Raw genomic sequence first — 25,011 nt, 5'->3', positions numbered from 1 at the left:
GAGTGTAAAAAGGTAATCAGAAGTGGGACCTGATGCCCGTTTCAGAGGGCGAGAGAGCAGAAAGGTAATCAAGAGTGTGATCTGATGCCCGTTTCAGAGGGTGAGTGTGCTAAAAGGTAACCAAGAGAGTAATCTGATGCCCGTTTCAGAGGGCGAGAGTGTAAAAAGGTAATCAGAAGTGGGACCTGATGCCCCTTTCAGAGGGTGAGTGTGCTAAAAGGGAATCAGGAGAGCAATCTGATGCCCGTTTCAGAGGGTGAGTGTGCTAAAAGGGAATCAGGAGAGAAATCTGATGCCCGTTTCAGAGGCCAAGTAAGCAAAAAGGTAACCAAGAAGCCAATCTGATGCCCCATCACACTCCCCATCCGAAAAAAGGTAATCAAAACAAACAAAAACTGCATGCCATCCTCTGCATGCAGTTTCTTTTACGACCATGGCATCATCCTCTTATACCAAGGAGCCCGATCACCATTTTCGTTCCCGTCAAGCTGTTTTTTCTTTTTCCCGTTAGAGGATTCTTTGTCCTCCTCAAAAAGGTGCTCAGTACAATAGTCAGTTGGCTCGGTGCCTGCCGCAAAATAGGTGTAGCGTTTGATTGGACAATCCTTTGTGGCAAGCTTCCCGTTTACCGGATCTAAATAAATGCCGACAGTGCCCTTCGGTGCCTTAAAGGATTTTTCCGGAGTCCCTTTCAATGCCTCTTCCATAAACTGAATCCAGACATTTTTTGCATACATTTGATCCAATCTGCCTTCAATCGGCTGACCATCGTCATAGCCAGTCCAAACCGCAGAGACGAGCTGAGGTGAATAGCCGATCATCCAGCTGTCCGTATTGGTGGAACCGGATTTGCCGGCATACGTCCGCGTCATATCATTCATAACGGTACTTCCGGTTACACTGGCATAGCCGTTTAATTTTTTATCAAACATGCCGGTCATCATATGTGTCATGACAAAGGCTAAGTCCGGTCGCAGTACCTCCTCAGGCTCAGGCTTATGCTCATAAATAACCTCACCCTTATGGTTTTCAACCTTTTTAATTGTAACCGGAGTGACCTTTTTCCCTCCGTTGGCAAATAGACTGTAGGCGTTGGCCATCTCAATCACGCGCACGCCGGATGTACCGAGTGCGAGGGAAGGGACCTTTGCCATCTCGGAGGTGATTCCAAAACGCTTGGCCGTTTCCACTAGGGTCTCCTCGCCAAGAAACAGGTGGGTTTTCACGGCATAGACATTGTCCGATAAGGCAAGGGCCTGAGCCATTGTAATATCATTTTCAGCATATTTGTTGTTAAAATTATGCGGTGTATACTCGGCCCGATTATCATCAAATTTGAATGTTGTCAGTTCACTGCGCATCGTTGAGGCCGGTGTAAAGCCCTGCTCAAGCGCTGCGTAATAGAGAAGCGGCTTCATTGTCGAACCTGGCTGCCGCTCGGCTTGGGTGACGCGGTTATAAGGGCTTTCCGTGTAATCACGGCCGCCGACCATCGCCTTAATGTAGCCGTTTTTTGGATTCATCGACACAAAGCCAATTTGAATATCGGAATCCTCGGATATCTGCTTCTCAATCGTTTCCTCGGCAATTTTTTGCTGATCGAGATCAAGGGTTGTGTAGATCTTTAACCCTCCAAGCTCAATCGTTCTTTCATCGAGCTTCAACACGTCCGTTAGCTCCTGGTGAACGGCATCCTGGAAATAGGGGGCTGTTACGAGCTGAGTGTGCGGATGCTTGCCGACAATCGTAAGCTCCTCCTGCTTAGCTTCTTTGGACGCCTTTTCATCAATTAAGTCATTTGACTGCATCGCTGATAAAATAATGCCCTGACGGTTTTTTGCATTTTTTAGCGAGGCGAGCGGCGAGTAGATACTTGGCCCTTTCGGAATTCCTGCCATCATCGCGGCCTCAGCTAAACTCAGCTCGGACGCATCCTTGCCAAAATAAAACTGGCTCGCCGCTTGGGCGCCGTATGCCCCGTGGCCGTAATAGATTGTATTCAGATAGCCCTCTAATATTTGTTCCTTTGTATAGTTCATTTCCAAACGAATTGTATAAAAGGCTTCATGCAATTTCCGCTGCCAGGTTTTATCATGCTCAAGATAGAGGTTTCGAGCATATTGCTGACTGATAGTGCTTGCCCCCTGAACCTTTGCCATTGCCTTAATGTCAGCAAGGGCGGCACCGGCAATTCGTTTATAGTCAAAGCCATGATGCTCGTAATAATTTCGATCTTCAATGGCAAGGGTTGCATCCACTAGATGCGGGCTAATTTCGTCAAAATTCACCCAGTACCGCTTTTGGCCGTTGTTGCTTTCTCCAATTACATTTCCATTGTCGTCATAGTACAAGGACGACTGCGGAACAGCAAGCGGAGGAGGACCAAGTATTTTCGCATACATAAGGATTCCGATGGCAAAAAGTACCATCAAACAAGCAAGAATAAAACAAAGAAAGAATAAGGCCCGTAAGTATTTAATCGTCTTTCGAAATCGATGGTCTGTCATCAGTTCCATAGTGTTTCACCCCCGGAATAAAAGCAGTGTTGTTCGGCAAAATACGCAATTAGATTGTCTAACGCTTGCTCAGCAACAATCTTTTTCTCTTTTAGATTAAAAAATAAACATATTAGTAGTATTGAAAAATAAGTGGATTTTTAAACATAATTTGGGTTAGTCGGAATATTTTTCTTTTTATTTCCTGTGGGATGCTCTATAATTTTTTTGTTTGCATTTAGCATGTCTGGGTAATCTAAAAACGACGTTTAGTGTTTTCAATCCAAATGAAGGGATGAATACTATGGGAATTTGGTTTACTGAGAAGCAGACAGAGAATTTTGGGATCACGATGAAAATCAATCGTACCTTACATACAGAGCAAACTGAGTTTCAAAAGCTGGACATGGTGGAAACAGAAGAATGGGGAAATATGCTGCTGCTTGATGATATGGTGATGACATCAGTTCGTGATGAGTTTGTCTATCATGAAATGGTAGCACATATTCCACTTTTTACTCATCCTAATCCGGAAAATGTATTAGTCGTTGGCGGCGGGGACGGTGGAGTCATTCGTGAGGTGCTAAAGCATTCAAGTGTGAAGAAGGCAACGCTGGTCGATATTGACGGGAAAGTCATTGAGTATTCAAAGAAATACCTCCCGGAAATCGCCGGCAAGCTGGATGATGAGCGCGTTGACGTAAAGGTTGGCGACGGATTTATGCATATCGCGGAAAGCGAAAATGCTTATGATGTGATTATGGTAGATTCAACGGAGCCGGTTGGACCTGCAGTGAATCTTTTTACAAAAGGCTTTTATGCCGGTATTTCAAAAGCGTTGAAGGAGGATGGCATCTTTGTTGCACAGTCGGACAACCCTTGGTTTAAGAGTGATTTAATTCGCAGCGTGCAGAAGGATGTAAAAGAGATCTTCCCGATTACACGCTTGTACACGGCAAATATTCCAACATATCCGAGCGGGATGTGGGCCTTTACACTCGGGTCAAAGAAGTATGATCCGCTTGAGGTGAGTGACGATCGTTTTCATGAGTTGGAAACAAAATACTATACAAAGGAATTACATAAAGCAGCATTTGTGCTGCCAAAGTTTGTAAGAGATTTAGTAGAGTAATTTTACAGGAAAAAGTACTGCTGCGTCAAAGCAGTATTAATGATAAAAGGGGGATTTTACATGCGTTTTGATGAAGCCTATTCAGGTAATGTGTTTATTAAAAGTCATCCAAGCTATGAGGAAAGTCAGGTTGTGATTTATGGGATGCCGATGGATTGGACGGTCAGCTATCGTCCAGGTTCCCGCTTCGGCCCAGCACGTATTCGCGAGGTGTCAATCGGTATTGAGGAATACAGCCCGTATTTGGATCGCGATTTAAATGAACTGAAATACTTCGATGCAGGGGATATTCCACTGCCATTCGGAAATGCGCAAAAGAGCTTGGATTTGATTGAGGACTACCTTGATGGCTTGCTGGCAGATGACAAGTTCCCGTTAGGAATGGGCGGTGAGCATCTAGTGAGCTGGCCGGTGATTAAAGCAATGTATAAAAAGTATCCGGATCTTGCGATTATTCATATGGATGCCCATACCGACCTGCGTGAAAATTATGAGGGCGAGCCATTATCTCATTCCACGCCGATTAGGAAGGCGGCGGAGCTGATTGGTCCGACGAACGTTTACTCTTTTGGCATTCGCTCCGGTATGAAGGAGGAGTTTGACTGGGCAAAGGAAGTGGGTATGCATCTGTACAAATTTGATGTCCATAAACCGCTGCAGGAGGTACTGCCAACGCTTGCTGGACGCCCTGTATATGTAACGATTGACATTGATGTATTGGATCCGGCACATGCACCTGGAACAGGTACGGTTGATGCGGGCGGCATTACGTCAAGAGAATTATTGGCATCCATCCACGAAATCGCGCATTCAGATGTACGCGTTGTAGGAGCGGATCTTGTGGAGGTTGCTCCGATATACGATCATTCAGAGCAAACGGTTAACACGGCCAGCAAGCTGCTTCGTGAAATGCTCCTTGGGTTTGTGAAATAAAAATCCGGTGCCTGACACCGAAGATGGACATTTGCATTGGCTTTTCCATCTGAAAAATACAGTGGTAGACAATAAAAAAGAGAGCAGACACTTATAGTGTTTGCTCTCTTTTTTATTGTTCAGTTTAAAGTGTGCATACAATTTCCCTTAATTGGAAAAATATACCCATATGAAAAAAGGGGATCACTTATGATGCGTCAATTCCGGAAGCGAAAAACATTACAGGATTTGTTCAATAAAAAAACGGCATCTCTTCCATCACAGAACAAGGAGGAGGACTCGATTAGTTCAGATCTATCTGATAATGAACAGCAGTTAAAAAAGCTTTTTGAACACTGTTCGGATTTTGTCATTCGTCCTGTTTTTGTTACGGATAACGTTAAGCTATTACTCATTTATCTAGATGGACTTATTGATACAAACCTGCTTGATGAGGTTTTTTTAAAGCCCATGATCGTTGAAGGAAAGCCTCAAGGCGTTGAGGAGACTTCGTCAGTAGGGAAAATCATCGGACAGCACCTGATAGCGATTACCCAGGTGAAAAATGTGACAAATCTGAGTGAGCTGGTGGATGGAATACTGAAGGCAAATGTTGGTGTTGTCATTGATGGAGAGGACAAGGCAATGCTTGCGGAACTGCCTGGCTTTGAGAAGCGATCCATTGAAGAGCCGGCAACAGAAGTCACCATTCGTGGTCCGAAGGATGGGTTTACAGAATCTTTAAGGACCAATACAACCCTTCTTCGGAGACGAATTCGCAGTACAAAGCTTAAATTTGAGTCCTTCACTATTGGAGAGCTGTCACAAACTGATGTTGTGATGGCCTATTTAGATGGTATTGCACCCGATTCTCTATTAGAGGAGGTCCGAACGAGAATCGGCCGGATTGAACTAGATGCATTAATGGGTTCGGAGATGCTGGAAGAGTTTATTGAAGATGTCCCATACTCGCCATTTCCGCAGATTCAGAATACAGAAAGACCGGATATTTTAATAGCCAATCTTCTCGAGGGCAGAATCGGGATCATTGTAGATAATACACCTTTTGCTCTTGTGATTCCGATGACCTTTTGGAGCGGGCTCCAGGCAGCCGATGATTATTATGAACGCTTTATCTATACGACATTTATCCGTTTAATTCGGTACGTTTTATTTAATATCTCACTTTTTTTGCCATCCCTTTATGTGGCGCTTTCGACCTTTCATCCGAAGCTTATTCCAACGAGCCTGCTTTTCAGTGTGGCTGCTGCAAGGGAGGGAGTGCCGTTTCCAGCAATGATTGAGGCCTTTATGATGGAGTTTGTGTTTGAAGGCTTGCGGGAAGCGGGCGTCCGTCTGCCAAAAGCAATCGGGTCCGCCGTTAGTATTGTTGGAGCGCTGGTTATCGGTCAAGCGGCTGTTCAGGCTGGAATTGTTTCAGCGCCAATGGTGATTGTCGTCGCGACAACAGGAATCTCTTCGTTTTCTATTCCTCGCTACAATTTTGGAACCGCTATACGAATAATCAGGTTCGTCATGTTAATTTTAGCAGGGGCCTTGGGCTTATATGGAATTGTGCTCGGATTTATTGCTTTAACGATTCATTTGGTGTCCCTGCGTTCCTTTGGCGTTCCCTATTTCAGTCCTGTAGCACCGCAAATTCCAGCAGATTTAAAGGATGTCATTATAAGACTTCCAAGATGGGCTTTGAATCAACGGCCAACCTTTTTGTCAGGCAAGGATAAGATACGGTTTCCAAAAGGGCAAAAACAAAAATAAGGAGTTTGAATAATGGGCAAGGGGAGTATTGTGTGTATCTTTTTCTGTATCCAATTGATCATCACAACAGGCTGCTGGGATCGGAAGGAGCTGAATGACCGTTCCATATGGCTTGCGACAGGCTGGGATGTTGGTGAAAAAGAGGATGAGATTCAAATATGCGGTCAAATAGCGATCCCAGCGAATATGCAGTCGCAAACCGGAGGAGGAAGCGGTGGAGGCAGTAAAAGTGAATCATACGTAACGGTCTCGGAGAAGGGGAAAAGTGTACAGGATGCCTTGGAAACCCAACAAAATAAGCTCTCAAGGGAAGCTTATTTTGGCCAGAGGCGGGTGGTTTTATATGGAGAAAAATTTGCAAAGCATGGTTTGAAGGAAGAGATTGATATAAATAGCAGAAGCTCGGATGTCAGTATTCGAACGGACGTTTTTGTCGTAAAAGGGGATACGGCTTTACAGGCACTGAATCTGTCTAACCCGTTTGAAAGTCCGCCAGCAGTTGCTGCTTTAAAGGTCCATGAACAGGCAGGAGGAAGAGGAGATGTGGCCTATCTGGATTTTATTATTGCTGCTAACAGTGACGGGATTCGGCCTACTATTCCAGCTATTGATATTGATTATTTCCAACATGGAAATAAGGATGCCAAGGGGGAAGCTGCGAAACCAATTTTAAAATTGGCTGGGCTAGCTGTGTTTGACCCAGATTTGAAATTAGCGGGTTTTTTAAATATGGATGAAAATTGGGATTTTTTGTGGGTAACCAATCGATTAAATAAAAAGAAGATAAGTGTTTCACAGAATGGCAAAGGGAACGCAAGCTTGGCATTAACTAAAATCCATGGGGAAATAATCCCAAAAATGAGGAACGGTCAGATCACCTTTACGGTTGAGTTAAGCGGAGAGGGAGGTATTACTGAAAATAATAATAATTTAGATATTGATAAAAGGGACAATATCAAACTACTGAAACATGCAATGGAAAAACAAACAAAAGAAGAAGTACTGGCAACAATCACTAAAGTACAAAAGGAATTTGGACTGGATATATTCGGCTTTGGGGAGGCTGTTCATAAAAGATATCCCCAGCAGTGGAAAAAGGTGAAGAAGGATTGGGACACATATTTTGCAGAAGCGAATATTTCAGTAGACGTTGACCTTAAGATCCGTCGAATTGGCATGACTGGTCCATCATTATTGTATAAAGAAAGCGAGATCAAGGAATGAAAATAACGGGACTGCAAATTTATTGGATTATGGTATCAATATTAGTTGGCAATACTTTGCTTATTACCGTTTCACCGGCAATTAAGGCAGCGAAACAAGACGTTTGGATTTCCTTTCTTCTAGCAGGACTGGGGGGAGTGTTGCTAGTGTTCCTTGCAGCCAAAACGGCTTTACTGCATCCCAAGCATACCCTGATTGAATACGGTAAATTAATTTTTGGCAAATGGATCGGTACCTTCCTAGCAATTCTCTATTTAGTCTATTGGTATTCCGTTATCGGCGATATATTGGGGGAATTTTCCGAGTTTGTGAACATTATTTTACTTCCTAGAACTCCACCATGGGTATTGTTTTTGACCATCCTTTTATTAATGATTTATATTGCTTATCTAGGTGGAATAGAAGGGGTTGCCCGATGCAGTGAGGTGTTTGGGCCCATTATTTTGGTGAGCTTTCTCTTTTTGATTTTTTTTACGTTACCCAATCTCCAAATGGCTCACGTTCTCCCGGTTTATTCTGATACAGGTTTATATCCTATTGTGAAAGGCAGCCTATATCCCCTTTCCTTTTTAGGAGAATCGGTATTCATGCTAATGCTCATTTCATTTATGGACCAGCCGGAGCAAGGAACCCGCCGGGCAGTATGGGGGGTTTTCTCTGCAGCCGTGCTGCTTAATATCTCCGCCCTTTTTGTCATTCTGGTTTTTGGACCAGAAGTGGCGGCCAATCTGAAATATTCTGCATTTGAAATGATCAGGTTTATTAATGTAATGAATTTTATACAAAATCTTGAAATACTGGCTGTATTAATATGGATACTAAGTCTTTTTGTCAAACTATCCTTATATTTTTTTATGGCAGCCTATGGAACTGCTCAATTGTTTCATATTAAAGATTGGAAAAAGCTAATTGTTTTGGTGGCATGCCTATCCTTTATTTTAGCAACCATTTTTTCAAATTACTCATTATATGGAATGGAGTATATGGAATATTTTTGGCTTCCATTCGTCCTGTCTCTAAATATGGCTGGAATTCCGCTCTTGCTATGGATTGTCGGAAGTTTTCGGAAAAAGAGGGCAGCATCCAAGGCTGTTAACGGAAAACCAACGTGAACTTGAAACAATTTATAAAAAAATTTATAATTAATAGGTTATCCAAAAGGATGTAACCAGGTAATGCAAGGAAAAGAGGTGCACGTTCAGTGTCCAGCTATCCAACAGAGCAAATGGCTGTTAAAATAACAGTAAATACGATGATTACGAATGATTCGGAAAAAGAAACGTATGAGCTCATCGCTTTTGGACAATACATTCAAAAGACGAGCTCTGTTTTTCTGCGCTATGATGAATTAATGGAAGAGGGGACCGCGAAAACGGTTGTGAAGGTATCTGAACGGGAAGGGTCTATAGTTAGAAACGGAGCCGTTGACATGCGTCTGCCCTTTCAAATGAATAAGACACTTGTCGGAAGCTACAAAACGCCGTACGGGGTACTCGACATGGAAACCACAGCAACGAGGATTAGCCATGAATTTGACTATGGTTTAAAAAAGGGTCTCATTAACATATTCTATGATTTAACGATGCTGGGAAACCATGCAGGTACATATCACATATCGATAACGTTTGAGGAGGATGAAAGCAATGAACATAGTGGAGCAGGTAAAAAGTAATTTAAGGCAGGAAATTGCTGCTGCTGTTATCAAAGCAGGATTAGCGACGGAAGAACAGCTGCCTGACGTAATTTTGGAAATTCCAAAGGAAAAGGTAAACGGGGACTATTCAACAAATATGGCGATGCAGCTGGCAAGAGTGGCAAAAAAAGCGCCGAAGATGATTGCCGAAGAGCTTGTGGCCAATTTTGATAAATCAAAGGCTTCGATTGAAAAAATTGAAATTGCCGGACCGGGCTTTATTAATTTTTACATGAACAACAGCTATTTAACGGATTTAATTCCAGCAATTATGGATGCTGGCGAAAAATATGGTGAAACAACGGTTGGGAACAACGAGAAAATTCAGGTTGAGTTTGTATCTGCCAACCCAACAGGTGATCTTCATCTAGGACATGCCCGCGGTGCTGCAGTCGGTGATTCACTTTGCAATATTTTAGCAAAGGCAGGCTATGACGTTTCACGTGAATATTATATCAATGATGCTGGTAACCAGATTAATAACCTTGCATTGTCAGTGGATGCGCGTTACCATCAGGCGCTTGGCATCGATAAGCCAATGCCTGAGGATGGCTACCATGGGGAAGACATTATTGGGATCGGGAAAAAATTAGCGGAAGAGTTCGGTGATAAGTTCGTTGAGATGGACGAAGAAGAGCGCTTCCAGCAATTCCGTGAATACGGATTGAAATACGAAATGGCCAAGCTGAAGCAGGATTTAGAGGATTTCCGTGTCGGATTTGATGTGTGGTTCTCTGAAACTTCTTTATATCATAATGGTAAAATTGATGATGCTTTGCAAAAGCTTAGAGATAATGGCTATATTTTCGAGCAGGACGGTGCAACATGGTTACGTTCAACTGATTTCGGTGACGATAAGGACCGCGTGCTCATTAAGCAGGATGGCTCCTATACGTACTTGCTGCCGGATATTGCCTACCACAGAGACAAGCTTGAGCGCGGCTTTGAGAAGCTGATCAATATTTGGGGTGCTGACCACCACGGTTATATTCCACGTATGAAAGCGGCCATTCAGGCTTTAGGCTATGGTGCCGATACACTTGAAGTGGAAATTATCCAGCTTGTTCATTTATATAAAAATGGCGAGAAAATGAAGATGAGTAAGCGTACAGGTAAGGCTGTAACCATGAGAGATCTTGTTGAAGAGGTTGGTCTTGACGCAACACGCTACTTCTTTGCGATGAGAAGTGCGGATACCCATATGGATTTTGACCTTGATTTAGCTGTGTCACAATCCAATGATAATCCGGTGTATTATGCACAATATGCACATGCGCGTATCTGCAGTATCCTGCGTTCTGCTGAGGAGCAAAATCTTTCATACAGCACAGATGCAGATTTCTCTTTTATTCAGGCTGAAAAGGAAATTGATGTATTGAAGAAGCTTGGTGAATTCCCTGAAGCAGTAGGGGAAGCTGCATTGAAGAGAATGCCGCACCGTATTAGCAACTATATTTTTGAATTAGCATCCAATTTCCACAGCTTCTATAATGCTGAAAAGGTTCTTGATTTGGAGGAAGTGGAGAAAACAAAGGCTCGTTTGTCATTGATTAAGGCTGTGCAGATTACGTTGAAAAATGCGTTAGATTTGATTGGGGTTTCGGCTCCGGAGAAGATGTAATAGTAAAAAGGCTCCCTGTTGCGGGAGCCTTTTTTGTTTGGTGTGCAGGAATGCGTTGATGATGGGGGTCTAAAGGACAAAGTGGGTCCTTAAAGAAGAAACTCAAATACCTTTTATTATTTCCACTCCACCGCCCCACCGCTGATTCGTTTGACCCCGCGAATTTTGCTGATATCCTCGACAAGCTTTAGCATCGCCAAATCCTTCATTTTTGCTTCAATCATAAAATCGACATCCTGTTTCATGGAATGAAGAAGCTCCAGTAAGGGCTGGAGAAATTCAATATCGACATAATCGGCATGGGAACGGAAGGCGGATGATGTCTTCGGCGATGAGATATGAATTTTCGGAAGAAGCCCCCGACGCTCCCACGTAGCAAAAACCTGCGGCAGCATCTGCTCTAACGAGGCTTCCCCTAGGTTAGCCATGTGGTGATGATAATCGAAAATATTCGCGACACCTTCAAGCTGACAGATCTTCAGCGTTTCATCGGTCGTATACGTTTTATCATCATTTTCCAGCGTCATAACCTCTTTAATATGTGCGGGAAGACTTTTTAAATTAACCTGGAACCGTTCAAGGGATTCCTCTTTATTCCCATAAGCCCCGCCGATATGGATGTTAATGAGGCTTTCCTTTTCAACTCCCATTGCTTCAAGCATTCGATAATGGTACTCCATATCAACAACGGCATTCTTTGTCACATCCTCGCGAGGCGAGGTGAACAGCGTAAATTGATTAGGGTGAAAGCTAACCCGCAGGCGATGCTTTTTAACAAGGTCACCAATCTCACGCCACTCATCCCGAAAAGGTGTGACAAAATCCCAGCGAACCTCAGGATGGGTCGCAAGCGGGACAATCGAGCTAGAGAACCGGTACAGCTCAATTTCATGGCCAATATTATAATGAAGCATTCTTTTCGTATTAGCTAGATTGGCTGCGGTGACGGTTAATAGCTTCTCCATGCGTTCTTCTGCAGGGAGCTGTGAAAAACGGGTATAGGTAACGGTTTTGGATGGAGATGCATCCCATAGACTCATTGATTGGGACACATAACCAAAGCGAATCCTCATAGTGTTTACTCCTTTTTTCGGTGAAAATGGCTTTAGTGCGGGCAGCTTTGTAAAATCTAGAGACTGTTACGTGCCGGGCCAAGGAATCCGTCCCCGTGGCTCCTTTATAAAAACAATGAAATCGATCGTGCGACCATTTCTTTGCAGAAGATCCAGGGGTTCAGCCTGGAGATGTCTTGCTTTGAGATGAGCTTGGAATCAGACTGGTCTTGCTTTAGCACGGATCGGATTTTCTCGATATAGTGCGGGTCGTACGTATAGCAGTTCATTTCATGATTTAAATAGAAGCTTCGTTTATCAAAGTTGGCGGTTCCGACGTCACAGACCTTGTCGTCGATGATGAGAATTTTAGAATGATAGAAGCCGTTTTGATATTGGTACACCGAAGCCCCTAAGGACAGAAGCTTGCGTAAATACCTATAGGAGGCTTCTTTGACAAGCGCATGGTCTGGATTGGATGGGACGAGAATCTCAAGCTTGACGCCTCTTTTTAATGCAGCCTGCAGATCACGAAAAATTACTTTGCCCGGGATAAAATAAGGTGATCCTATCATAATGCATTGCTTTGCACTTCTAATCAGGTCAGAAAAGGTTTCCTCCAGATAAAAGCCCTCGGAGGGAACAATCTTATGACGGTATTTCCCTTTTTCCAAACGTGGAAAATACGCTTCATCTTGGAGCAAGCGGACACGTGCCGCTTCTTCCCAGTCTCGTAGAAACATATGCTGCAGGTCCTGTACGCCCTCGCCAATTATTTTCAAATGGTAATCGCGCCACGGGCTGAGCTTTGAATCCAGGTTGATATATTCCTTGCCAATATTAAAGCCTCCAAGATAGCCGATTTTGCCGTCAATAACCGTAATTTTTCGATGATTGCGGACCTGAGAGGAGTAAAAGAAAAAGGGAGGTCTCGGTGCCTTGCAAAAGACAAGCTGTACCTTTGAACCCTGAAGCTCTCGAGAAATGCTGCGCTTCGCTTTTAGGCTGCCAACCCAGTCCAGCATGAGGCGGACTTCGACACCCTCATTTGCCTTCTTTTTTAACAACGATAGGAATTCGGCGGAGATTCGATCCTTTTTAACAATATAAAAGAGAATATGAATGTGCTTTTGTGCTTCCTTAAATTCAGCAAACAGGTCAGCAAACAATTCAGGACCTGAGGTAAATAGCTGAATATCGCTATGTCGATCAGGAAAGTGCTGCAGCTGTAACTTCTCTAAATGAATTTTTCTGCCAAGGGAAAAGTCAATGAAGAAATAAAGGACGACTACATAGAGAATCCCAATGATTACGAAAAATGTATCCATGTTTCATTTCCCCCTAGAGCCTTACCTACTGTTCTGATAGTATGCACAGGATTCACATTTCCTATGTTTTTTGTAAAAGGGAAATAAAAAAATTAACGTGTTAATATAATGGATTAACTTCATTCATCAAAAAAATCCACACCGGCAGGGATATTTATTCAAACAGGAGGGAGAGGTCAAAAAATGAATGGTATTCTATGGATCAATTTTTTAGCATTTCTTGCTGTCACCGCTTACGCTGTTAGCCTGTTTGTCTACCTAATTAAGACGAGAATCGCCTATATTAAATTAGGCAGGAAAGTGGAGTTCGACCACAATATTAGAGAACGACTTCATAAGATATGGGTCCATGTATTTGGGCAGAAGAAGCTGTTGAAGGATAAGAAAAGCGGCATCATGCATGTCTTGTTTTTCTACGGCTTTATCCTCGTCCAATTTGGAGCCATTGATTTTATTACAAAAGGAATTAAGCCTGGTGCACACCTGCCGTTAGGTCCCCTTTATCCCGCATTTACCTTTTTTCAAGAAATCGTGACGCTTTTAATTCTGGCTGCTGTAATAATGGCCTTTTACCGCCGTTATATTGAAAAGCTTGTTCGTTTAAAAAGAAACTTTAAGGCTGGACTTGTGCTGATTTTTATCGGCGGATTAATGCTATCCGTCCTGCTTGGTAACGGAATGGGTATGGTTTGGCATCAGCATGAGCCAGTCTGGTCAGAGCCTGTTGCTTCAATGATCGCTGCTATCTTCTCCGGAATGGGGGAAAAGGCTGCTGTTGTCATTTTTTATATAGCCTGGTGGGCTCATTTAATCATCCTGCTCACATTTCTTGTCTATGTCCCACAGTCAAAGCATGCCCATTTAATTGCCGGACCGGCCAATGTTTATGTTAACCGCTTAAAGAGCCCGGGGAAGCTGGCGCCGATCAACTTTGAGGATGAAACCCAGGAAACCTTTGGTGTTGGAAAAATTGAAGAATTCTCGCAGCATCAGCTAATCGATTTATACGCCTGTGTGGAATGCGGGCGATGTACGAATATGTGCCCGGCAACAGGGACCGGGAAAATGCTGTCGCCGATGGATTTGATGGTGAAATTGCGTGATCATCTTACAAATCATGGTGCCGCCGTTACAAGGCTGAAGCCATGGGTGCCTGCATTTGCGTTCGCCAATACTGAGGGAAATCAACTGGCAGCTGCCGCTGCAAAAGGGGGAGCAGTGCCTGCCGCATATAGTCCTAGCTTAATCGGTGAGGTTATTACCGAGGAAGAAATCTGGGCCTGTACAACGTGCAGGAACTGTGAGGATCAATGTCCGGTGATGAACGAGCATGTCGAAAAAGTCATTGATTTGCGCCGTTACTTAGTATTAACGGAAGGGAAATTAAACTCGGATGCTCAGCGTGCCATGACCAACATTGAACGCCAGGGGAACCCGTGGGGCCTGAACCGCAGGGAAAAGGAAAACTGGCGAAGCTCGAGGGAGGATGTTAGGATACCGACCGTTAAGGAGCTTGCAAAAACAGGTGAAACATTTGACTATCTTTTCTGGGTCGGCTCCATGGGGTCCTTCGATAACCGAAGCCAGAAGATTGCGTTAGCCTTTGCAAGGCTGTTAAATGAAGCGGGTGTGAAGTTTGCGATACTAGGAAATAAGGAAAAAAATTCAGGTGATACACCGCGCCGTCTTGGCAATGAATTCTTATTCCAGGAGCTTGCGGCCCATAATATTGCAGAATTTGAAAGTGCCGGTGTTGAAAAAATCGTCACAATTGATCCACATGCCTATAATGTATTTAAAAATGAATACCCTGATTTCGGCTTGAGCCTTGAGGTCTTCCATCATACTGAGCTGCTGGCCCAGCTAGTCAAGGAAGGACGATTGAAGCCCCAGCATGCGGTGAATGAGACAATCACCTTCCATGATTCCTGCTATTTAGGCCGCTATAACGAAGTCTTTGATCCCCCAAGGGAAATTCTTAAAAGGATTCCGGGTGTTACGCTTGTGGAAATGGAGCGGAGCCGTGAAAACGGGATGTGCTGTGGCGCAGGAGGGGGCTTAATGTGGATGGAAGAGGAAACAGGTCACCGCATTAACGTTGCACGTACCGAGCAGGCCTTGGAGGTCAAACCGTCTGTTATCAGCTCAGGCTGCCCATACTGCCTGACCATGCTGTCTGACGGAACGAAAGCGAAGGAAGTGGAAGATACCGTAAAGACATATGATGTTGCAGAGCTATTGGAAAAAGCGGTTTTTGGTGACAAAAGAGAAGCGATATCTTCATCGTGAGTAGATAAGGGAAGCTTAGGTAGCTTCCCGTTTATTATATTTTAGAATATTTAGTAAATTCTTTTTATTTGGGTTATTTTATAGTAAAATGAAAAGGAAACGCTTACACTGTCTGGATTGAGATATGGTTTAGTAGTTTAAAGAATATAGGCCAGATGGATGTACAGGCATGATTTGCTTTTTATCTCTATATAATTTAATGAGGGTGTAAGCAGGTGCGAAGGGATCTATTACATTAGGAATGATGAAGGTGCTAAATAAATTAACATAAAAAATTCAATTGAGCTTTCGTTTTTTTTCCACTAGGAAAAGGAGGAGTGACGTTTACAATGAGTAAAACGGTAATCTTAAGCGGAGTTCGAACACCTATTGGCAAATTAGGGGGCAGCCTAAGCAGTCTGTCAGCCTCCGACCTAGGTTCAGTTGCAATCAAGGAGGCGTTAAAAAGAGCAAATGTTTCTCCATCAGAGGTGGAGGAGGTCATAATTGGCAATGTGCTGCAGGGCGGGCAGGGGCAGATACCGTCCCGACAGGCATCCAGAAAAGCCGGTCTGCCGTGGAATGTCAAAACGGAAACCATCAACAAGGTGTGTGCATCGGGCATGCGCAGTGTGACGCTGGCAGATCAATTAATCCGTGCGGGAGATGAGAGTGTGATGGTGGCCGGCGGGATGGAGTCTATGAGTCAGGCTCCATATATTCTCCAGGATGCCCGCTTTGGAATGAGAATGGGTGATTCTGCTGTGACCGACTTAATGAAATATGATGGCCTAACCTGCAGCTTTACCGGTATACCAATGGGGATGTATGGAAATCAAAGTGCCTTCAACTGGAACATTAGCCGTGAAGAACAGGATGAGTGGGCGCTGCGAAGCCACCAGCGAGCCTTGGCGGCGATGGATGCGGGAATTATTGCACAGGAAATGATTCCGGTGGAAGTACCGCAGCGAAAAGGGGACCCGATTGTTGTCAAGCAGGATGAGGGGCCAAGAAGGGATACATCACTTGAAAGGCTGGCTGCGCTGGCTCCTGCCTTTGGGAAGAATGGATCCATAACCGCAGGAAATGCCCCGGGTGTTAATGACGGCGCTGCCGCACTTGTCTTAATGAGTGCAGAGCGTGCCGCAAAGGAAAATCGCCAGCCTGAGGCAGTCATTCTTGGTCATGCTGCCATTGCGGTTGAAGCGAAGGACTTCCCTGATACACCGGGACTGGTCGTAAAGGAGCTTTTGAAGAAAACAGGGAAAACGCTTGAGGACATTGACTTATTCGAAATCAACGAGGCCTTTGCCGCAGTGGCATTGATTACGATGAAAATAACCGGAATGGACCCCGAAAAGGTAAATGTCAACGGTGGTGCAGTCGCGCTAGGCCATCCGATTGGTGCGAGCGGCGCAAGAATCATCGTGACGCTCATGCATGAATTAAAACGCCGTGGCGGAGGCATTGGCATTGCAGCCATCTGCTCAGGCGGCGGGCAGGGAGATGCGATAATGATTGAGGTGCCGCAAAAGGCATAAATACCTTGTCAGGCGGTGACTAGTTAAGCCAATCTAAGAGAGATGGTTAGCTTACAGCTTTTTAAAAAAATACGATGAACCTTTGTTTTGCCGGTACATGTCCTGTAAAGGATCGTACCGGCCACATCGGTTTTCTAAATAAAAAGTGGAGGTGTCTGATGAAGGTTGAGAAGATTCTTGTCATAGGTGCCGGTCAGATGGGTTCCGGAATTGCACAGGTTTGTGCACAGGCAGGCTATGATGTCATCCTGAATGACTTGAATACGCAATTGACAGAACAAGGAAAGAACACCATTCGCAAGAATCTTTTGCGGCAGGTGAACAAGGGACGAATGAAGACGGAGGAAATGGAGGCAATTCTTTCACTCATTACCCTATCGACTATTCTTGGCGATGCGAGGGATGTTGATTTAGTCATTGAGGCAGCGGTTGAAAATATGGACATCAAGACGAAAATTTTTCGCGAACTGGATGCAGTCGCACCAGAGCATACAATTTTAGCGAGCAATACATCCTCACTGCCGATTACTGAAATTGCCGCAAGCACGAACCGTCCGGAAAAGGTAATTGGGATGCATTTTATGAATCCTGTTCCGGTAATGAAGCTGGTAGAAATTATCCGCGGTCTCGCAACCGGTGATGAAGTCTACGAAACAATTAAGAGCATCACGAAAACATTGGAAAAAGTACCGGTTGAGGTGAATGATTTTCCCGGCTTTGTCTCTAACCGCATTCTCATGCCGATGATTAATGAAGCGATTTTTACGTTATATGAGGGTGTCGCTACTAAGGAGGCGATTGATGAGGTGATGAAGCTTGGCATGAATCACCCGATGGGACCGCTGACACTGGCTGACTTCATTGGACTCGACACATGCCTCTATATCATGGAGACCCTTCATGAAGGCCTTGGTGAGGATAAGTACCGTCCCTGCCCGCTGTTAAGAAAATATGTAAAAGCAGGCTGGCTTGGCAGAAAGGCAGGCCGAGGGTTTTATGAATATAAATAGAGAGTGTGGGACTTTTTAGCGGCGGGGAAAAAATATATCCGCGGTTTTACACTTACTACCATTTTTAATGAATAATTACTCTCCTTCAGAGCAAAAAATTCAACAAGCAGCAGAAAGTGGGGATCATATGGACCTGGTATTTACAAAAGAACAGAAGCAGGTAAGGAAACAGGTCATTGATTTTGCTGAAAAAGAGATAAAGCCCTTTATTCCCCGTATGGAGCAGGGGGAGTTTCCGAGAAGGATTCTCGAAAAAATGGGAGAGCTTGGCTTAATGGGAATTTCTGTTCCGCGAACATACAGCGGGCAAGAAAAGGACTTTACTTCTTATATAATCACCATTCATGAGCTTTCAAAGGTTAGCGCCACCGTTGGGGTTATCCTGTCTGTCCATACCTCAGTGGGAACGAATCCGATTCTTCTTTTCGGGACGGAGGAGCAGAAGAGAGCATACGTCCCGAAGCTGGCCTCAGGGCAGTATCTAGGAGCCTTTTGCCTGACAGAGGCTAACGCAGGGTCGGATGCAGCGAATCTCAAAACAAAGGCGGTCAAAACTGGTGATCATTATGTCATCAACGGTTCCAAGCTTTTTATTACAAATGGAGGGGAGGCTGACCTTTATATTCTATTTGCTCTAACAGACCCGTCTCTAAGAAGCCGGGGCATCACTGCTTTTATTGTTGAAAAAAATACACCAGGTTTAATTATTGGCAAGGATGAACAGAAAATGGGACTCCATGGGTCGCGAACAAGGCAGCTGTATTTTGAAAATATGAAAATACCAGCTGCTAACAGGCTGGGCGGTGAAGGGGAAGGCTTTCGGATAGCCCTTGCGAATCTGGAATTCGGCCGCATCGGCATTGCTGCACAGGCTCTCGGCATAGCAGAGGCAGCCTTTGAGGCAGCTGTTTCTTTTTCAAAAAATAACCAAACACAACAGGGGATCGCGTTTAAACTGGCCGATATGGCAGTCAATCTGGAAGCTGCCAAACTGTTAGTCTATCGTGCAGCTGATTTGAAGCGACGGGGCCTTCCGTGCGGGAAAGAGGCCTCAATCGCGAAATTATTCGCATCAAAGACAGCTGTCTACATCACAACAGAGGCGATTGGAGTGCTGGGCGAATCTGGATATACAGACGAGTACCCAGTTGAGCGCTATTTCCGCGATGCCAAAATCACGGAAATCTACGAAGGCACAAGCGAAATCCAACGGGTTGTCATCAGTAAGCATTTATAACTCGAGAGTATGTACTAATTAAGTTCTCAGAAGTTAGAGTACATTGTTTTTTATTTAGCAGGTTGATTGTAGTGGAAGGCACGAAGACTCCTGCGGGAGAAGCGAGACAGGCGAGACCCCGGAGACACGCAGTGTCGAGGAGGCTCGGCGGTCGCCCGCGGAAAGCGAAGTGCCTGGAATGGAAATCAACAACTATGTAGTGCTCCAAAAAAGGGCTCTATAGTATATACGAACAAAGGGGAATAAATATGATTTTTACTTTATCTGAAGAGCATGAAATGATTCGAAAGATGGTTCGGGATTTCGCTCAGAATGAGGTCGCCCCTACGGCTGCAGAGAGGGATGAGGAGGAACGCTTTGATCGTGACATTATCGATAAAATGGCGGAGCTGGGCTTAATGGGGATTCCGTGGCCTGAGGAGTACGGTGGCATCGGCAGTGATTATTTGGCCTACTGCATTGCAGTTGAAGAATTAGCCCGTGTCTGTGCCTCAACAGCCGTTACTTTATCCGCTCATACGTCTCTTGCCGGGTGGCCGCTTTATAAATTCGGCACCGAGGAGCAGAAGCAAAAATATTTAAAGCCAATGGCATTAGGTGACAAAATTGGCGCTTATGGTCTGACTGAGCCTGGAAGCGGCTCTGATGCCGGCGCCATGAAGACGACCGCGAAGCTTGAAGAGGATCACTTTGTGTTAAACGGCTCGAAGATTTTTATCACCAATGGCGGGGTCGCCGACATCTATATTGTCTTTGCGTTAACTGATCCATCCGCAAAGCAGAAGGGGACGACTGCCTTTATTTTGGAGAAGGATACACCGGGATTTCTAATCGGGAAAAAGGAAAGGAAGCTCGGGATTCGCTCCTCGCCGACAACAGAGATCATTTTTCAGGATTGTAAAATTCCAAAGGAGAATGTGCTTGGCAAGGTGGGAGAAGGCTTTAGAATTGCGATGATGACTCTTGACGGTGGGCGGAACGGCATTGCGGCGCAGGCTGTGGGGATTGCTCAGGGAGCTCTAGATGCAGCTGTTGCCTATTCCAAGCAGCGTCATCAATTCGGGAAACCGATAGCTGCCCAGCAGGGAATTGCCTTTAAGCTGGCTGATATGGCAACAAGTGTTGAAGCGGCACGGCTTTTAACGTATCAGGCAGCTTGGAGAGAATCAGAGGGCCTGTCGTACGGCAAGGAATCAGCGATGTCAAAGCTATTTGCCGGGGATACAGCCATGAAGGTTACAACAGAAGCCGTTCAAGTATTCGGTGGTTATGGTTATACAAAGGATTATCCTGTCGAGCGTTTTATGCGGGATGCCAAAATCACGCAGATCTACGAAGGGACCCAGGAAATCCAGCGACTGGTTATTTCCCGAATGCTGTGAAGGGATTTTTAAGAGGTTTTAAGAAAGGTTTAATCTAATATTTCATTATTTAAAAGAGAGTAAACGGAAAGTTTTTAATGTTCTGACGGATTTTGTTGTATAATAGAAGAACAAAAAGTTCGATGTTTTAATGAATAGCGCAGTATTTATTAAAACGAAGGAAAAGCAGGAAGGTTTAAAAAAACTAAAAATAGCTTTGTACCAGCTTTCATCTTAGGAGGCATGGCTCATTAATTTTGCTAATTTTTAGACTATTTATTTCCTAATTAAATAGACAGGCGGGTAGGTATCAATGAAAAAACGAGAGGTGCATGCATCAGTAAAAGATGAACGGCTCATCCAAAAGCGGAGAGACCAAATGATTAATGGAGCGGTAAAGCTTTTTATCGAAAAGGGCTTTCACCGGACAACAACAAGGGAAATTGCACGGGCTGCAGGATTCAGTATCGGAACCTTGTATGAATATATCCGAACAAAAGAGGATGTACTGTATTTAGTCTGTGACCGAATTTATGATCAAGTACGGGAGCGGCTGCAGAGGATTCTTGACACAAAGCCGCAAACCACGATTGAAGACCTCAGGCAGGCGATTGCCAACTATTTCCGGGTTGTCGATGAGATGCAGGATGAGGTTCTGGTTATGTATCAGGAGGTAAAATCGCTACCAAAGGATGCCCTTCCATATGTGCTCCACAAGGAATTAGAAATGGTTGATGTGTTTAAACAGATGCTTGAGCGCTGTGTGGAAAACGGTGAAATCAGTATGTCTGACAATCAAATAAAAATGCATTCGCATAATATTTACGTACAGGGACAAATGTGGGCATTCAGGCGTTGGGAGCTGCGTAAGCTATTCACGCTTGATGAGTATATCGAGCTGCAGATGGAGTTTTTAGTAGAGGGGGCTAAGGGGGTTAAGGAGAATATAAAGGAGTGTATCTATTGTGAAACCAGAAATGTATCGGCCAACTAATACAATCCGGTTCGTGACCGCTTCAAGTCTGTTTGATGGGCATGATGCTTCGATTAATATCATGCGAAGAATTCTGCAGGCAAGCGGGGCAGAGGTAATACATCTGGGACATAATAGGTCGGTCGAGGAAGTGGTTTATGCAGCGATCCAGGAGGATGTCCATGGGATCGCTGTTTCTTCCTATCAGGGCGGCCATGTTGAATATTTCAAGTATATGGTGGATCTCTTAAAGGAACGAAACGCCTCCCATATCAAAATTTTTGGCGGTGGGGGCGGCGTTATCATTCCGCGGGAAATAAATGAGCTTCATGCGTACGGTGTAGCACGGATTTTTTCTCCGGAGGATGGACTTCGTGACGGTCTACAAGGCATGATCAATACGATGCTTAAGGAATGTGACTTTCCGCTGGGGGCTGCTTCAGAAGAGGTGGTTGATAGACTTGCGGCTGGTGAGGTGAACTCCATTGCGAGGATGATTACTCATGCAGAACAGCGGGCCGAAGGGGAGCATTTTTCGAGTAATGCTCTATTTGAAAAAATAAATAGGATGGCAAAGGCTGTGCCTGTGTTAGGTATTACCGGTACAGGCGGTGCGGGGAAGAGTACGTTGACTGACGAGCTTATCCGCCGCTTCCTACAGGATTTTCCGCAAAAAAAAGCCGCCGTATTATCGATCGATCCGACGAAGCAAAAAACCGGCGGGGCACTTCTGGGCGACCGCATCCGCATGAATGCCATTTTTTCACCTCGTGTTTATATGCGGAGCCTCGCCACACGTAAGTCAAAGTCGGAATTATCAGCGGCGATTTCTGATGCCATAAAGGTTGTTCAATGCGCGGGCTTTGACCTGATTGTCATCGAGACAAGCGGAATTGGTCAGGGTGATGCGGCCATCACGGATATTTGTGATGTATCGATGTATGTGATGACAAGTGAATTTGGTGCGCCATCACAGCTGGAAAAGATCGATATGATTGATTATGCTGATTTAATCGTTATTAATAAATTTGAGCGTAAGGGTTCAGAGGATGCCAAAAGTCAGGTGCAAAAACAATATCAGCGCAGCCATATGCTGTTTGAAAAAGGCCTGGAGGAAATGCCTGTGTACGGCACGATAGCAAGTCAGTTTAACGACTATGGTACGAATGTGTTGTGGGCGGCCTTGGTTCAAAAGCTCAATGAAAAATTGGGTCTAGGCTGGGGTACTTCTTTTTCAAAGAAGGATAAGGTGGAGAAGCAGCATGTGATTATTCCGAACGAGCAGCGTACTTATTTGCGCGGCGTGACTGACACGGTCCACAGTTACAAGCGGAAGGCTTCGGTGCAGGCAGATGTAGCACGTAAGCTGTTCCAGCTGGAAGGTGCGATTCAGGCAGTAAGAGAGCTTAACGGCCAGCAGGATACAGTTGATGAGCTGGAGAGGATTAAGGAGAAAACACTCGAGCAGCTAACGCCGGAATCAGTCCGGATTCTCGAACAGTGGGAAAGCACAAAGGAGCTTTATGAGGGAGAACAGTTTACAACAAGAATTCGTGATAAGGAAATCGTGACGGTTCTAAAGACAAAGAGCTTGTCAGGCTTGTTGATTCCGAAGGTGGCGCTTCCAAACTATAAGGATTATGGAGAGATTATTTCGTGGGTCTATCGTGAAAATGTGCCTGGAAGGTTTCCTTATACGTCGGGTGTGTTTCCGTTTAAACGAGAAGGGGAGGACCCGAAGCGTCAGTTTGCTGGTGAGGGGACACCGGAACGGACGAACCGCCGGTTTCATTATTTGTCAAAGGATGATCAGGCGAAGCGCCTCAGTACGGCATTTGATTCCGTGACGCTTTACGGCGAGGATCCTAACGAGCGCCCTGATATTTTTGGGAAAATTGGTGAGAGCGGCGTCAGCGTGTGTACGCTTGATGATATGAAAAAACTCTATGCAGGCTTTGATTTATGCGATCCGTCTACATCTGTTTCGATGACAATTAACGGGCCGGCGCCGATTATTCTGGCGATGTTCATGAATACGGCCGTTGCGCAGCAAGTGGAAAAGAGGGCGGCTGCTCTGGGCCGAACTCTCACGGAAACGGAGTATGCCGAAGTAATGGCGGCCGCACTGCAGACCGTAAGAGGGACGGTGCAGGCGGATATTTTAAAAGAGGACCAGGGACAGAATACGTGTATTTTCTCGACGGAGTTTGCTCTAAGGATGATGGGCGATATTCAGCAGTATTTCATTGATCACCAAGTACGAAATTATTACTCTGTTTCGATTTCCGGCTATCATATAGCAGAAGCGGGGGCCAACCCCATTTCGCAGCTGGCATTTACCCTGGCAAATGGCTTTACGTATGTTGAGTATTATTTGAGCAGAGGGATGAAGATTGATGACTTCGCGCCAAACTTATCGTTCTTTTTCTCGAACGGACTGGATCCGGAGTATAGCGTGATTGGCAGGGTAGCACGGCGAATTTGGGCAGTTGTGATGCGAGACAAATATGGTGCCAACGAGCGAAGTCAAAAGCTAAAATATCATATTCAGACCTCGGGACGGTCACTGCATGCGCAGGAAATGAACTTTAATGATATCCGGACGACGCTTCAGGCGTTGATGGCTTTACAGGATAACTGTAATTCTCTGCATACGAATGCCTATGATGAGGCCGTTACAACGCCAACAGAGGAATCGGTCAGACGTGCAATGGCAATTCAAATGATTATTACAAAGGAACATGGCTTATCAACGAACGAAAATCCACTACAAGGGTCGTTCATGATCGAGGAGCTGACCGAGCTTGTAGAGGAAGCTGTATTAAGGGAGTTCGAACGCTTAGATGATAGAGGCGGAGTCCTGGGTGCCATGGAGACGCAGTATCAAAGAGGGCAGATTCAGGAGCAGTCGATGTATTACGAAACCTTAAAGTCAACAGGAGGGCTGCCGATTATCGGGGTGAATACGTACGTAAACCCAACGCCACCTAAGGAGGAAGAGCTGGATAACATGGAGCTGGCTCGTGCCTCAAGGGAGGAGAAGGAGACACAGATTACGAATCTAAGGAGTTTTCAGGAGCGGAATAAAGCTGTTGTAGATGCAGCGCTGGACCGATTGAAGCAGACAGCAACGAGTGGAGGCAACATCTTCAACGAACTCATGGAAACCGTCAAATTCGCCAGCCTTGGTCAAATTACCCGCGCGCTTTACGAGGTAGGCGGCCAATACCGCCGAAACATGTAGAGCACTGCGCCGCATGAAAGCGCCGGGGGACTGTCCCCCGGTGCTTTCATGCGTTAAAGATTGTGACAGGGCTGTAACAGTTTTATGAAATTGTTTTGGAATAATGGAGAATTATTTGGTGTTTTTACAACAAATTTACAT

17 protein-coding genes are annotated in these 25,011 nt (G+C 44.9%); 14 read left to right on the top strand and 3 right to left on the bottom strand.

Annotation, left to right across the window (positions count from 1 at the left end):
• Nucleotides 1–425: 425 nt before the first annotated feature.
• Entirely contained in the window at nt 426–2,516 is a 2,091-nt protein-coding gene (locus ACHUFV_RS24135) for a transglycosylase domain-containing protein (protein WP_394238666.1), read from the bottom strand.
• A gap of 283 nt (nt 2,517–2,799) precedes the next feature.
• Here ACHUFV_RS24135 and speE point away from each other — a divergent pair, with 283 nt between their 5' ends.
• The 7 genes from speE to argS all read left to right on the top strand — a co-directional run bounded on the left by speE (nt 2,800) and on the right by argS (nt 10,856).
• Nucleotides 2,800–3,627, top strand: a complete 828-nt coding sequence (gene speE / locus ACHUFV_RS24130) for a spermidine synthase (protein ID WP_394238664.1) — start codon at nt 2,800–2,802, stop codon at nt 3,625–3,627.
• A gap of 60 nt (nt 3,628–3,687) precedes the next feature.
• Complete coding sequence (gene speB, locus ACHUFV_RS24125; RefSeq protein WP_394238662.1) at nt 3,688–4,560, top strand: agmatinase; 873 nt, start codon at nt 3,688–3,690, stop codon at nt 4,558–4,560.
• A gap of 189 nt (nt 4,561–4,749) precedes the next feature.
• Nucleotides 4,750–6,318 carry a spore germination protein gene (locus ACHUFV_RS24120; protein ID WP_394238660.1) on the top strand — a complete coding sequence of 523 codons (1,569 nt, stop codon included), beginning with the start codon at nt 4,750–4,752 and terminating at the stop codon, nt 6,316–6,318.
• A gap of 12 nt (nt 6,319–6,330) precedes the next feature.
• Complete coding sequence (locus tag ACHUFV_RS24115; RefSeq protein ID WP_394238658.1) at nt 6,331–7,542, top strand: Ger(x)C family spore germination protein; 1,212 nt, start codon at nt 6,331–6,333, stop codon at nt 7,540–7,542.
• Nucleotides 7,539–8,654 (top strand): GerAB/ArcD/ProY family transporter, encoded by a 1,116-nt coding sequence (locus ACHUFV_RS24110; RefSeq protein WP_394238656.1) that lies wholly within the window; start codon nt 7,539–7,541, stop codon nt 8,652–8,654. The genes ACHUFV_RS24115 and ACHUFV_RS24110 overlap by 4 nt, the downstream gene beginning before the upstream one ends.
• A gap of 89 nt (nt 8,655–8,743) precedes the next feature.
• A complete protein-coding gene (locus ACHUFV_RS24105) occupies nt 8,744–9,214 on the top strand; it encodes a YwiB family protein (RefSeq protein ID WP_394238654.1) in 471 nt (156 codons plus the stop codon).
• Nucleotides 9,186–10,856: an arginine--tRNA ligase gene (gene argS, locus ACHUFV_RS24100; RefSeq protein ID WP_394238652.1), complete on the top strand. Its 1,671-nt coding sequence runs from the start codon at nt 9,186–9,188 to the stop codon at nt 10,854–10,856. The genes ACHUFV_RS24105 and argS overlap by 29 nt, the downstream gene beginning before the upstream one ends.
• Before the next feature lie 116 nt (nt 10,857–10,972).
• Here argS and uvsE read toward each other — a convergent pair whose 3' ends face one another.
• Entirely contained in the window at nt 10,973–11,929 is a 957-nt protein-coding gene (uvsE, locus tag ACHUFV_RS24095; RefSeq protein WP_394238650.1) for a UV DNA damage repair endonuclease UvsE, read from the bottom strand.
• A 104-nt stretch (nt 11,930–12,033) separates the two neighbouring features.
• Nucleotides 12,034–13,236, bottom strand: a complete 1,203-nt coding sequence (gene cls / locus ACHUFV_RS24090) for a cardiolipin synthase (RefSeq protein ID WP_394238648.1) — start codon at nt 13,234–13,236, stop codon at nt 12,034–12,036.
• Nucleotides 13,237–13,419: 183 nt separating this feature from the next.
• On the opposite strand from cls, the gene ACHUFV_RS24085 reads away from it, so the two are divergent.
• From ACHUFV_RS24085 to icmF, 7 genes are all read left to right on the top strand, one after another.
• On the top strand, nt 13,420–15,525 hold the full coding sequence (locus ACHUFV_RS24085) for a (Fe-S)-binding protein (protein WP_394238646.1): 2,106 nt from the start codon (nt 13,420–13,422) through the stop codon (nt 15,523–15,525).
• 329 nt (nt 15,526–15,854) lie between these two features.
• Nucleotides 15,855–17,045, top strand: coding sequence for an acetyl-CoA C-acetyltransferase (locus tag ACHUFV_RS24080; protein ID WP_394238644.1), 1,191 nt, complete (start codon nt 15,855–15,857; stop codon nt 17,043–17,045).
• A gap of 158 nt (nt 17,046–17,203) precedes the next feature.
• Nucleotides 17,204–18,055, top strand: coding sequence for a 3-hydroxybutyryl-CoA dehydrogenase (locus ACHUFV_RS24075; RefSeq protein ID WP_394238642.1), 852 nt, complete (start codon nt 17,204–17,206; stop codon nt 18,053–18,055).
• Nucleotides 18,056–18,182: 127 nt separating this feature from the next.
• Nucleotides 18,183–19,292, top strand: a complete 1,110-nt coding sequence (locus tag ACHUFV_RS24070) for an acyl-CoA dehydrogenase (protein WP_394238678.1) — start codon at nt 18,183–18,185, stop codon at nt 19,290–19,292.
• Between the two features lie 248 nt (nt 19,293–19,540).
• A complete protein-coding gene (locus ACHUFV_RS24065) occupies nt 19,541–20,674 on the top strand; it encodes an acyl-CoA dehydrogenase (protein WP_394238640.1) in 1,134 nt (377 codons plus the stop codon).
• A gap of 292 nt (nt 20,675–20,966) precedes the next feature.
• Nucleotides 20,967–21,647 carry a TetR/AcrR family transcriptional regulator gene (locus tag ACHUFV_RS24060; protein WP_394238638.1) on the top strand — a complete coding sequence of 227 codons (681 nt, stop codon included), beginning with the start codon at nt 20,967–20,969 and terminating at the stop codon, nt 21,645–21,647.
• Nucleotides 21,631–24,870 (top strand): fused isobutyryl-CoA mutase/GTPase IcmF, encoded by a 3,240-nt coding sequence (gene icmF / locus ACHUFV_RS24055; protein ID WP_394238676.1) that lies wholly within the window; start codon nt 21,631–21,633, stop codon nt 24,868–24,870. Before ACHUFV_RS24060 ends, icmF begins: the two co-directional genes overlap by 17 nt.
• The last annotated feature ends 141 nt before the right edge of the window (nt 24,871–25,011 follow it).

The organism is Niallia oryzisoli, assembly GCF_043641075.1.
In the GTDB taxonomy this organism is placed as follows: Bacteria; Bacillota; Bacilli; order Bacillales; family Cytobacillaceae; genus Bacillus_BD; species Bacillus_BD oryzisoli_A.
This window is presented reverse-complemented; position numbering and strand designations above follow the sequence as displayed.